14 protein-coding genes are annotated in these 12,298 nt (G+C 31.4%); all 14 read left to right on the top strand.

Annotated elements, in window-relative coordinates:
- On the top strand, positions 1-917 hold a 917-nt coding region (locus FUA26_RS15630), incomplete at its 5' end, for a hypothetical protein (protein WP_186826831.1).
- A gap of 158 nt (positions 918-1,075) precedes the next feature.
- Positions 1,076-1,459, top strand: a complete 384-nt coding sequence (locus FUA26_RS15880) for a Crp/Fnr family transcriptional regulator (RefSeq protein ID WP_222611742.1) — start codon at positions 1,076-1,078, stop codon at positions 1,457-1,459.
- 248 nt (positions 1,460-1,707) lie between these two features.
- A complete protein-coding gene (locus tag FUA26_RS01655; protein WP_147130799.1) occupies positions 1,708-2,160 on the top strand; it encodes a nuclear transport factor 2 family protein in 453 nt (150 codons plus the stop codon).
- Between the two features lie 55 nt (positions 2,161-2,215).
- A complete protein-coding gene (locus FUA26_RS01660; protein WP_147130801.1) occupies positions 2,216-2,599 on the top strand; it encodes a hypothetical protein in 384 nt (127 codons plus the stop codon).
- Positions 2,600-3,378: 779 nt separating this feature from the next.
- The gene (locus tag FUA26_RS01665) at positions 3,379-3,681 is read left to right on the top strand and encodes a hypothetical protein (RefSeq protein WP_147130802.1); all 303 of its coding nucleotides are present in this window, start codon (positions 3,379-3,381) and stop codon (positions 3,679-3,681) included.
- A gap of 163 nt (positions 3,682-3,844) precedes the next feature.
- A complete protein-coding gene (locus FUA26_RS01670; protein ID WP_147130804.1) occupies positions 3,845-4,558 on the top strand; it encodes a hypothetical protein in 714 nt (237 codons plus the stop codon).
- 165 nt (positions 4,559-4,723) lie between these two features.
- Complete coding sequence (locus FUA26_RS01675) at positions 4,724-5,176, top strand: DUF5063 domain-containing protein (RefSeq protein ID WP_147130806.1); 453 nt, start codon at positions 4,724-4,726, stop codon at positions 5,174-5,176.
- A gap of 408 nt (positions 5,177-5,584) precedes the next feature.
- The gene (locus tag FUA26_RS01685) at positions 5,585-7,234 is read left to right on the top strand and encodes a S41 family peptidase (RefSeq protein WP_147130810.1); all 1,650 of its coding nucleotides are present in this window, start codon (positions 5,585-5,587) and stop codon (positions 7,232-7,234) included.
- A 334-nt stretch (positions 7,235-7,568) separates the two neighbouring features.
- Positions 7,569-8,123, top strand: coding sequence for a T9SS type A sorting domain-containing protein (locus FUA26_RS01690; protein WP_147130812.1), 555 nt, complete (start codon positions 7,569-7,571; stop codon positions 8,121-8,123).
- Between the two features lie 651 nt (positions 8,124-8,774).
- Positions 8,775-9,296, top strand: a complete 522-nt coding sequence (locus tag FUA26_RS01695) for a hypothetical protein (RefSeq protein WP_147130814.1) — start codon at positions 8,775-8,777, stop codon at positions 9,294-9,296.
- A gap of 208 nt (positions 9,297-9,504) precedes the next feature.
- Entirely contained in the window at positions 9,505-10,083 is a 579-nt protein-coding gene (locus FUA26_RS01700) for a hypothetical protein (protein ID WP_147130816.1), read from the top strand.
- 154 nt (positions 10,084-10,237) lie between these two features.
- Positions 10,238-10,984, top strand: coding sequence for a helix-turn-helix transcriptional regulator (locus FUA26_RS01705; RefSeq protein WP_317131281.1), 747 nt, complete (start codon positions 10,238-10,240; stop codon positions 10,982-10,984).
- 131 nt (positions 10,985-11,115) lie between these two features.
- Positions 11,116-11,508, top strand: coding sequence for a VOC family protein (locus FUA26_RS01710; protein ID WP_147130822.1), 393 nt, complete (start codon positions 11,116-11,118; stop codon positions 11,506-11,508).
- An 8-nt stretch (positions 11,509-11,516) separates the two neighbouring features.
- On the top strand, positions 11,517-12,185 hold the full coding sequence (locus tag FUA26_RS01715) for a class I SAM-dependent methyltransferase (protein ID WP_147130824.1): 669 nt from the start codon (positions 11,517-11,519) through the stop codon (positions 12,183-12,185).
- Positions 12,186-12,298 lie beyond the last annotated feature (113 nt).

A 12,298-nucleotide genomic window follows, 5' to 3' on the forward strand; every position in this document is an offset into this window, starting at 1 on the left:
TGGCCGATTTTCTTCCCGCACAAAGCCTAGCCTTAACCGTTAGCAAACATTTGATAAAAACCGTGAAATATATTCAAATTCTCATATTGATTTTCATTTTTAGTTGTTCGGATAATAAAACCAAATCGAATGACCAAGAATTTGATTCGCAGAAAATAGACACAATGAGATATGGGTATAACGGATTTAATAATGGGCTTCAACTGGACTTATTAAGTGATGGACGTTTTATTAACGAAAATTATCTATTCAGTTGCTTTGGTGGCGGAGAAAGGAAAAAAGTATTCGGAACATATAAAATGGACAGTCTGAAACTGACCTTGAATCCCGAAAGAATTGAATTTATTGAATATCCTGAGGATATGGAATCAAAACCGAAAACAACCAAAATAAATTATGGAATTGACTCATTAAAAATCAAAACGGAATTTCAAGTTATAAAATGGGAAAATAATGAATATCTGTTTTCAGAATTCTTTGATTTTGGTTGGAGTTTGGAAAAAGAAAATGACTATATCCGATTTGCGGACTATATAAACAGTGGTTTAGAACCAGAAACGAGTGGAATGTATTTAGTTAGAAAAACCAAAGATTCAATTACGTCTGAATTTGATTTAAAACAAATACCTGAAAAATGGCAAAGTTATTTTTTAAAAGAACCTGTATCTGCGAAAATTAAATACATCAAAAAAGTTGTTGCCCCAAACGATGAAGAAAATATCTCTTGGTTAATAGAATTGGACAAAGGAAAAAATGACAGAATGAATAATAGGCTGACCTTGGAAACAAAAGATGGCGAGTTTTTTATCGAGGTCGATTCTGTTTTGACTAACAGAAGTTTTGGAATGACCTATATGTATGATTTTACACCAAAAAAGTTCCCAATCGGAACTGAGTTAAGAACAAAATGGAAATAAAAAAACGTTTGCTAACAATGTATAACCGCAATTACGGCGGATTCGACTACGTCCGAATCCACTCGGAATTGCTAACGCCAGTTCTAAACCGAAAATTAACGCATACAAACCCATAACTGACGGTTATACGAGACCGTTGGCAATAATTAGATACACGCTTGAAAAAATACTTATCATCATTTTATAATATCAGCGAAGAAATTCTAAAAGAATACATTTCACATTGGTCGGAATATTCAGTTCGAAAAAAATCAATAATTACTGAATGTGATAGAACCGAACAATATCTCTATTTTGTAAAAGATGGAATTCAAAAATCATACTACTTAAATGAAGGAAAACAGCACGTTATGTTTTTTGCATATACACCATCATTTAGCGGGATAGTAGAATCTTTTCTTACACAGACACCTTCCAAATACTATCTTGAAACAATCACGGACAGCACTTTTTTACGAATACCTTATACTAAACATTCCCAATTAATAGAAAGACATAGAGAACTTGAAACCTTATTCAGAATAATCACAGAACAATTTTGAATAGGTATTATAGAAAGACATCACCAACTAATGGCTTTCAATACAGAAACTCGTTTTAAAAAATTTGCAAAAAGAAGCCCACATTTGATAAATATGGTTTCACAAAAAGATATCGCTTCATATTTACGAATAGACCCTACAAACTTCAGTAAACTAATCAATTCAACCAAAATCTAAAAATCTTGGTTTTTACCAAGATTTAAAACACTTACAATTCTGAACTTTGTCTCATTAATAATTAAAAAAATATGAGATTAATTAAACACGCATTGATAATAGGAATAACAATATTTTCTATTAATACTTATGCCCAACAAAAGGAAAGAAATACTATGACAAATCAAGAAATTGTAACAAAGTTTTTAAATGGATTTAATAACCCTGAACTGATTCAAGAATCAATAGCTTTATTGGCAGATGACTATAAATTTAAAAATCCAATGGTCGAATTGAATTCTAAAAAAGAATTTATTGCCTTGGCACAAGAAATGGGAAAAGTATTAACAGGGGTAAATGTAATTCACGTAGCCGACAATGGCGACTGGTTGGCCGCCTTTTATGAATTTAAATCATCAATACCTGGATTGGAAAGTAACTTTGGAACAGAATGGTTTAGAATAGAAAACGGAAAAATTAAAGAATCACACCTAATTTATGATGCCAGTGAATGGCGCAAGGTTTACGAACAGATGGGAGAATAGACAATTCTCTACAAAATCCCCTATTACTTTTCCAACAACAAAAGTTCGAGACAAAATGAATAAACTACAAAAAGCGTTAAAAATAAACGCTCTTTTTTCAGGCATATCAGGTTTGGTATTGTTTTTATTTAACATACAAATTTCAAATTTATTCGGTACGAAAAACAATACTATTTTTTTGGTTTTTGGGTTGGTATTAATTTATTTTTCCCTAACCATTTGGTATGAAATTAAGCGGCAAAGAAAACTAGCGGTTATCTGGATTATTATTCAAGATTTTACTTGGGTTTTAGGCAGTACTATCATTCTTATTTTTCAACCTTTAAATATTTCAAAAACTGGAAATGTCCTCATAGCAATTGTCGCTCTTATAGTTTTATTTATGGGTTTGAACCAGCTTTATGGTTTGAAAAAAAGAACTATTGCCAACAATGTATAACCGCAATTACGGCGGATTCGACTACGTCCGAATCCAATCGGAATTGCTAACGTCAGTGCTTAACCGAAAATTAGTAACTTTAATCCCGTAACTGACGGTTATACGAGACCGTTAGTTTCAATACTTGAGCAAGTTTGCGGTCAGACAAAAGCCTGGTGTTGAGTCTCGATTTTTTTTTTGAATTTTAAGACAGATAATTCAGAAAAACTATGCTGCCGAATCGAAAAATTTTGCGGAATGAAAACTCAAAACGCAAATGAAAAACTGTGCGGAATTTGACAAATATTACCGAATAAAAAAAGCTAAACAAAATTGCGGCGGACTTCCACTCTGCTGAATAAAAAAACAAACAAATTGGAGCAAGTTTGCGGAATTGAATTACGCTGCGGAATTTTACTCAAAAACTTGAAAAAAATAAAACAATACCGATTTTTTTGCGGACTGATTTTTAACCAAATAAAAAGCACTAAAACTAACAATGTATATAAAAAATTGCTACTTTTAGCTTAATCTAATTGGAGTTGCTCGTTTGCTTGCTTCCGATTTTCCTTCGGAAAATCGCCGCTCACAAACACGCAACTTTTCATATACGAACCGTTGTGCGTCAGCTGACAAAAAGAAAAGCACATAAAATAAAAAATATGAATACGAATAAATTTATACTTTTCTCTTTTCTGATTTTAACTGCTATTAATTCATATGGACAAATAGAACAAGATAGTATAAGCCCTGTGCAAGAAATCGAAAAGCAGGTCGAAAAAAAGACTAAAATTCAACAATTGGAAGTTCCTATTTATAAATTATTTCCAACGGAAAATACTTGGGCTTCACTTAAATTGAACACCCGAAACGGAAAAATATGGCAAGTGCACTTCTCAATCTCTAAAGATAGTTTTGAAGGCACATTGAGTATAAATTCATACTCACTTGTACTACCAGAAGAAGAAATGAACGGAAGGTTTAACCTTTACCCTACGGATAATATGTATAACTTTATATTATTGGACCAAGTAAACGGAAATACCTATAAAGTTCAGTGGCATAACGACGATGATAAAAGATTTATGAGACGAATTTATTAAAAAAGCCGAACGCACAACAATGGCTATAATTAATTGCTTCTACTCGCCTACTTCTGAAAATCCTCACGGATTTTCAGTTTGGTGTGTACTTGCAAAAGTTAGTACTAACCCACGCAACTACTCATAGCCGCGACCGTTGTACACAATGCCGAAATAAAACTTTATGAATACTAAAGACATTTGTTATTGGTGTTCAAATCCAGCAGTTGGAGATGAACATATTCCACCAAAAGGGTTATTTCCAAAAGGTCATAGAAATAATTTGATTACAGTAAGGTCTTGTTCAAATCATAATCAAGATTTTTCGAAAATTGATGAAAGAATGAGGTTTCATATGACTTTGATGGGTGGAGAATCTGAAATAGCTAAAAAACATTTTGACGATAAAACTATCCGAGGTTTAAAACGAAAAGAAAGTAGAGGTTTAGCAATCGATTTGGTAACAAGTAAATTCACAACTACAGAGGGAGAAACTATGTTTCGTGAAAATGCCATTAATTGGGACAAATATTTTGAAAAGATTATTCGTGGACTTTATTTTTATCATTTTAACTCAAACCTTAATGCGCAAACACACTTTTTCTCTGATAAAATTAGGATGTTAAGGTTGTCAGCGAATGCTCACTTTTACTATCAGACGATTGAATATAAATTATCGGATAAATGGATTGAAGGTAATCCAAAAAACAAAGAAATTTTTGATTATAAATATTACTTTTCTGAAAAAGAAAACCAGTTTCTGACAATAATGAAATTTTATGAGCATCACGAAGTAATCGGAATTTCATTACCAGACGGAAAAAATATCGACGATTATTCTCTTGAATTTGAAGAATATAACAGAATTCGTGAGGAAATTATAAGAATTAAAAAATAAGCACAGTGTACAACAATATATAACCGCAATTACGGCGGATTCGACTACGTCCGAATCCACTCGGAATTGCTATTGCTAGTGCTAAATCCGAAATAATTCGCTAACTTTCCCGTAAAAGACGGTTATACGAAACCGTTGTAACACATTTGACCAAACCAAGAAACATTGAGTAACTTAAGAGAATTAATAGACAAAATCACGGAATTTGGAATTAATCCAAAAGTGGAATTGACCGACAAAACTGATGTCCTTAAAAAACTGTTAGTTGGAATTTACTCGGAATATCTAAATGTGGAATTTGAATTAGATGAGACGGATTATGATGACTCACCTGAATTTAATTATAATGAGATAAAAGAAAATGTCAAATCTAATTTTACAGATTTAGATTGGTATAGTACTGTTTTGGATTTAAACAAAATGGAACCGTATGTGGAAATTGGAATTGGAGACTCTATAGATGACCTATCTGATATAATAAAAGACTTATTAGTTGTTAAATGGAAAATGGAGAATACAAGTGAAATGGATGCTCTTTGGGAATTCAATTTTTCTATGAAAACTCACTCGGAACAGCATCTGATTGACCTTTTGAAGTATCTTAATGAAAAAGAATAATGACTGATGCATAAAAAGAATTTAAAAATTGTGAGACTTTACATTATTAGTTTAATCTGTATTGTCTGCTATTTTTTATTGGAGAATTCTACCATCATATCTGAACTCGTTCAAATATCTGAAAAAGGTCGTTATGGTGGATTTCCAACCTTTTTTCTAACAGGATTATTCAAATACGGATTATTAGTTGTCGGAATAGGAATTATTGTAATTCTGACTTTTTTATTAATGAGAGAAAGAACAAAAAAACAATTGAATAAATAAAAACGTGTTACAACATTGTATAAAAATAATGCTTAGTTTAGTGCTTAATCAAAGGTTAGTACGCTTTTGTTACGTCTGATTTTCCTTCGGAAAATCCTCGCACACAAAACCACACTATTCTTATACGTAACCGTTGCCCACAATATGAGAAAAACGATATTTATAATACTACTTTTGATTTGTGGGAACAATTTGTTTTCACAAAAAAAACTATCCGAAACTGAAAAATTAGAATCAGTTGCTAAAGTTTGGGGATTTTTAAAATACTATCATCCTGAAATAGCTAATGGAAAATACAATTGGGATGAAGAACTTTTTACAATTTTGCCTAAGGTTCATAGTTGTGATAATATAGAACAACTATCAGAACTTTATATTAAATGGATTGATAAGTTTGGTAAAGTCAGAAAATGTAAAAAGTGTCAGAAAACTAAAGAATACGACTACTTCAATAAAAACTTCAACTTAAAATGGATAAACAATGAAGATTTATTTACAAAAGAACTATCGGACAAATTAAGACATATTGAAATCAATAGGCATCAAGGGAACAAACACTATGTTACTGTTGCAAGTAAGAGAATTGGGAATATTGAGGTCACAAACGAAATTGAGTACAAAGATTTCGACTGGCAAAACGAAAACTTACGATTGCTAACTTTATTTAGGTATTGGAATATTATTGAGTATTTCTTTCCATACAAATACCAAACCGATACAAATTGGGACAAAGTTTTACAAGAAATGATTCCTAAGTTTTCAAATCCAAAAAATGAAATAGATTTTCATCTTGCTATGCTTGAACTAATCGTAAAAGTTGACGATAGTCACGCAAGTTTTGTAACAGACAAAACGAATACTTTTTTCGGCTATCATTGGATTCCAGCAAAATTTAAACTTATCGATGGCAAAGCCATAATAACTGGATTTTATAATGATTCTTTAGCCAAGTATGATGATTTAAGAGTTGGAGATATTATTACAACGATAAATAACCAAAAAGTTGAAACAATTTTTAATCAAAATAAAAAATATATTTACGGCTCAAACATGTCAAGAAAAAAAGGGAACTCGTATTATTCAATATTTAACGGCTCATCTGACTCTGTCCGCATAGAGTTTATTAGAAACAACCAAACTAAGACAAAGACAATAAAACGATATAAATTCAAGGAATTCAATTATAAATGGAAAAAAGAGAACGATAAGTTTAAAATACTTGATGGGAATATTGGATATGTGAATATGGGAACAATCAAGATAAAGGAAGTACCCAACATTATGGACAGTCTTATGGCAACTAAGGCAATAATCTTTGATGTAAGAAATTACCCAAAAGGAACTCTTTACTCAATATCAAATTACTTGACATCAACTCAAAGAGACTTTTACAAAGTAACTTATCCAGATTTAGACTATCCTGGAAAATTTATTTGGCGTGATGGAAGAAGATGTGGTAAAAATGGAGAATTGAAATATAAAGGTAAAGTCATATTGTTAGTCAATGAAAAGTCTCAAAGTCACGCAGAATTTACCGCAATGTGCCTGCAAACAGGAGATAATGTTACTACGATTGGCAGTCAAACTTCGGGTGCTGACGGAAATGTAAGTAAATTTAATATGGTTGGTGGATACAAAACGAAGATATCAGGAATAGGCATTTTTTATCCTGATAAAACCGAAGCACAAAGAAAAGGCGTAAAAGTGGATGTTGAAATAGAACCAACTATTCAAGGAATAATTCAAGGTAAAGACGAAGTACTTGAAAAAGCGATTGAATTTATAGACGACTAAAAATACTGTGGGCAACAATGGCTATAGGCAATTGGGGCGATAGTGATAAAACGAAATTATAAACATAAAACAAGGTCAAAGCTAATCCGAAGAGTCAGGGGTTAAAAGCCCCAACTGCCCATAGCCGAGACCGTTAGCAAACACCAAACCCCAATATTAACCATTAAATAATTTTTCTCATGAAACAAATTTACATTTTAACGACAATTCTTATTTTCAATTTTAATCAGATATACTCGCAAACTGAATGGACAGGACCTTCTATTACTGTTACAAAAGCAAATTATGCTGATTGGAACTTGGAAGCTAATCAGGATAGAATTACAAATAATGTATGGCTTACAAGAAAAGATTCCAAAGCCTTTTTAATATCGCCTCTGAAACTGGTCAGGTAGGTAATTTTAACACTACTCTCTCACCAGCAGATACAGAGTGGGCATTGGGTTCGATTTCTGATGGAGTATCAACTTTAACTTTTGATAGATTTGTTAGAACACTTAATAATGATGTTGGAGATAATATTCTTAATGGGCCAATGGTTTTACACTTAATCACAGATGATATATATATAGACGTTACATTCACATCTTGGTCGGCTGGAGGTACTGGTGGTGGATTTAGTTATACACGTTCAACGGACCAAACGTTAAGTGTAAATGAACTTGAATCAGGAAAAAAAATAGATATATTTCCTAATCCATCAAGTGAATTTATCCAAATCACTAACCTAAAATCAAAGAAATCCTACAGTATTTATAATACATTAAGTGCTGAAATTAAAAGTGGCGTTATATCTAATAATGAACAAATTGATATTAGAAGCTTTACTAACGGACTTTACATTTTGATATTTGACAACGAAAACACAATCAAATTCATAAAACAATAAACAACGTTTGCTAACAAACTATAAATTCAATGGCTACAAAAAGCAACCTTTTGTGGCCATTGAATTTTTTTTTGTAATCTAAAAAACAACACACACCCAACAACACGAGCATAGCATAATGACAAAGCAAAACCCTACGTACTCCCCTCTGCTTCAAGACCCCCTTACTTAATTAGCACCCCAAACCATACAAATTCATACACTTATAGCAAAACACAGCTTTGATTTTATAAAAAATCTGATTTCAAATCCTTCTTTGAGAATAATAGGGAATATTACAGAAATGCAGTAGAAAAAATCGAGACATAAGTAAATAATGAAAATCTCTTTGGCTATATCAATCAAATGAAAAAGGATTGGAAATGGTAGTTTTTGTAGAACTTACAAATAGTGCAAACAATAAAGCTGTCTCATTCTTTGACAATTATAATCCTAAAAAAGAACGACTATTCCGAATGTATAAATTTAATTAAACAATCAGCATCTGAATAATAACGTATGCTAACAACGTGTATAGTTCATTGCTTCTGAAATTCCTAATCGGAATTTCCTCGCAAATGTACTATCTTGGTTTATTAATCTGAAAATCCTCGCGGATTTTCACGCAACGAAACCATACACAAAACCGTTGTAAGGCATTTGAGAAACTGAATGGGAATTAATAGAATTTTAGAAAAATATAAATTAATTAAGACATTTGAAAGAGAACTAAATGTTGAAAAACAAGTCTTTATAAGTGAGTTCAGACAAATGACTCAAAAAGGATACTACTCACCTCTTTTAATAATGCTTGACATCATAAAATCTGAAAACAAAAAATATATTGGAGATATTAATTCAAAGAGTTTCAAAATCCGAGAAAGATTCACTTTAGACAATTCTTTTGCGAATAATTTTGCAACTGTAAAATCTGAATTTCAATCAAAAGATAATAAACTGAAAGTCAAAACAACAATTCAAGGAATGGAAGTAATTCCATTTATTTTGAGAATTATGATTTTCGGAATTTATTCGTTATTAATGTTTATTGCTATTCTTGAAATATTATTAATTCTATTCTCTTCAGATGCAAAACATATAGATGGAAGTATGATAATGGGACCAATAATATTAACAACCTTAGTGGGATTTTTAACTTATTTGCCATACAGAATTGCGAAAAAAAAATGTTGAGAATAAGAAAAATGACATTGACATAATATACCAACTGATTGAAAAAACGCCTTACAACAATGTATAACCGCAATTACGGCGGATTCGACTACGTCCGAATCCACTCGGAATTGCTAACGCCAGTTCTTAACCGAAAATCATTATCTTTAATCCCGTAACTGACGGTTATACGAGACCGTTGGCAACAAGCTGAACAAAACGCTCTGAATTGAAAACCAAACAACCATATCTAAGAGGAAAATCTGTTTTTATAGTTTCATTACTTGTAATCGGAATCACAGTTCTGACTGTTTATCTGACTGGAATAAATTACAATCGGAGTTTGACTTCTAATCTTTATTTGTCACTTGGAATTATAGCGACAGCGTTATTTCTGTTTATGACTTATGGACTTTATACCGGAATTGGACTGATTGACAATTTTCCAAAATTTCGGAATTTTAAGAGAGGAGATATTATGGGAAGTGCTTCACCGACTTTTGACACACCTTCAATTGAGGTTGGAGATGGAATTGGCGGTTTGATTTTATCAATACTCTTATGGATTGGAATGACAATTTTGATAATTATACTTCTAATCGTCTTGGAGGCTGTTTTTTGGTTTTCAATTTTTATACTTTTAGCAATGCTCTACTGGATTTTCTTTAGAGCATTAAAATTTGTTTTTAATAAATCAAAAGACACAAAAGGAGATATTGGAATTTCAGCAGTTTATTCGCTGACTTATACTCTACTCTATGTTGGTTGGATATTCGGAATTGTCTATCTAACCGAAATAATAAAATGAATAAAGCCAGTTGCCAACAATGTATAACCGCAATTACGGCGGATTCGACTACGTCCGAATCCACTCGGAATTGCTAACGTCTGTGCCAAACCGAAAAATTTGCGTACTTTAACCCGTAACTGACGGTTATACGAGACCGTTGGCAGTAATTAGAGTGATCTATAAAGAATACATACCATCTGAAAATTTGAATTCAATTGTTGATACCATTTGGATAGCAACAAACTATGGAAAAGAAATTGAGTCTAGAATCTTGCCTGATGGATATGTCGATATTGTTTTTGACCTTGACAAACAAAAGCATTTGAACTCAGGAAACGAAATTAGAATTTCAGGAATGATGACAAAGTTTAAAAAAGTAATATCAAGAAAAAATTCAGAAACACTAGGTATAAGATTTAAAACAGGACAATTTAATGCTATCTCGAATATTCCTCTTTCAAAAATAAAAAACACTACCATAAATGCATCAGACTTATTCTTTAAACTTAACAATTCGTTTTTAGATGAATTAGTTGAAAAAAAGCATCATTGGGAAAAAGTCCAAATAATCAATAAATTTTTATTAGCTGAAATAAATTGGTCAGATTTAACACCAAACAAATTGGAACACTCCGTTTGTCAATCAATCCAATTAAACTATAGAGAGTTAGACTTGAACAAAATAGCTAAAAATCATTATATAAGTTTGAGACAATTAGAAAGGCGTTTTAAAGCAACAATCGGAGTTACTATGAAAGAATATCATTCTATAATCCGTTTTAACAAAGTCAAAGATTGTATTGCAAAAAATCCCAACTTAAGTTTATTAAACACAGCATTTGATAATGGTTACTTTGACCATGCTCACCTATCCAAAGAAATAAAAAAAATGTCAGGAGTAAATCCTTCAGAATTATAATCTTGTCGTTTTTTTACAATACATGACACCTTCTTAACTTATACATTTGCCATAAAACAATCATGAAATATTTTTTGATGGTAGTTCTCATTAGTTGGTCTACTAAATCTTATTCTCAAACTAAAAATAATATGGCAAAATTAGAATCTCTTACACCAAACATAATGGTTAAAGACGTAAATGCAACTTTAGATTATTACGCAACAAAGTTAGGTTTTACATTAATAGATACTAATCCCGAATCAGGTGAATATGAATGGGGTTATGTTATGTTAGATAATGTAGGAATGATGTTCCAAGAGGAAAAATCATTAAAAACCGAGTATAAAGAAATGGCATCTTTAAAAATTGGAGGTGCATTGACTTTTTACATTAGAGTAAAAGACATAAATAAATATTTCAATCAACTACCTAAAGAAGTTAACATCATAAAACCTATGAACAGAACATTTTACGGCACCAATGAGTTCGCAATAATGGACTTGAACGGTTTTATTTTAACATTTTCCGAAACGCCAGAATAAATTGCTGAATGAATTTTGAAAAAGTATCAAAACAGTTAGCCAATCCATCAGGACAATTTGGAATTGATATTGCATTGGGCATGAATACAATGAATGAATTTATAAGTAAAACAACTTATGAATTGTTAAAAATAAATGATAATGATACTGTTCTAGAAATTGGAATTGGAAACGGTAAATTCATTAAGGATATTCTAGACAATACTTCTGGTGTATCCTATACCGGAATTGATATTTCTGAGACCATGATAACCGAAGCAAAAAGAATTAATAGGCCTTTAATTGAGACAGGATACGTAGATTTATTTAATGCAGACATTGAGGAAATACCTATTTGGGATGAAGTATTTGATAAAATATGTACAGTTAACACCATCTACTTTTGGAAAAATCCAATAAAAGCACTCGAAGAAGTTTATAGAGTCTTAAAGAAAAAGGGAATATTAATAGTTTCATTTAGACCTTTTATAAATGGGCAAACACTGGATTTTACCCAATACGGATTCAAGGAGTACAGAAATGAGGATTTTGAGTCTTTAATTGAACAAACTAATTTTAAAATTATAGAAAGAATTGAGAAAACTGAACCAGAAATTGAATTTAATGGAAAAACTCATAATTTGACATCTCAATATTTCCTGATACAAAAAACTACTGCCTACAACGTATATAAATAATTGCTAAATTTAGAACTAAAAACAAATGGATAGCTGCGATTCAATCGACCGATTTTCATCCTGAAAATCTTACACTCAAAATCGCAACTATTCATATACAAATACTTGGGCTT

The organism is Seonamhaeicola algicola (genome assembly GCF_007997385.1).
GTDB lineage: Bacteria > Bacteroidota > Bacteroidia > Flavobacteriales > Flavobacteriaceae > Seonamhaeicola > Seonamhaeicola algicola.

Excerpts from the sequence above, each read along its gene's own strand:
- FUA26_RS01685 (WP_147130810.1), top strand. The coding sequence starts at position 5,585 with ATGAGAAAAACGATATTTATAATACTACTTTTGATTTGTGGGAACAAT.
- FUA26_RS01670 (WP_147130804.1), top strand. The coding sequence starts at position 3,845 with ATGAATACTAAAGACATTTGTTATTGGTGTTCAAATCCAGCAGTTGGA.
- FUA26_RS01710 (WP_147130822.1), top strand. The coding sequence starts at position 11,116 with ATGGCAAAATTAGAATCTCTTACACCAAACATAATGGTTAAAGACGTA.
- FUA26_RS01655 (WP_147130799.1), top strand. The coding sequence starts at position 1,708 with ATGAGATTAATTAAACACGCATTGATAATAGGAATAACAATATTTTCT.
- FUA26_RS01660 (WP_147130801.1), top strand. The coding sequence starts at position 2,216 with ATGAATAAACTACAAAAAGCGTTAAAAATAAACGCTCTTTTTTCAGGC.
- FUA26_RS01715 (WP_147130824.1), top strand. The coding sequence starts at position 11,517 with ATGAATTTTGAAAAAGTATCAAAACAGTTAGCCAATCCATCAGGACAA.
- FUA26_RS01690 (WP_147130812.1), top strand. The coding sequence starts at position 7,569 with ATGGCTTACAAGAAAAGATTCCAAAGCCTTTTTAATATCGCCTCTGAA.
- FUA26_RS01695 (WP_147130814.1), top strand. The coding sequence starts at position 8,775 with ATGGGAATTAATAGAATTTTAGAAAAATATAAATTAATTAAGACATTT.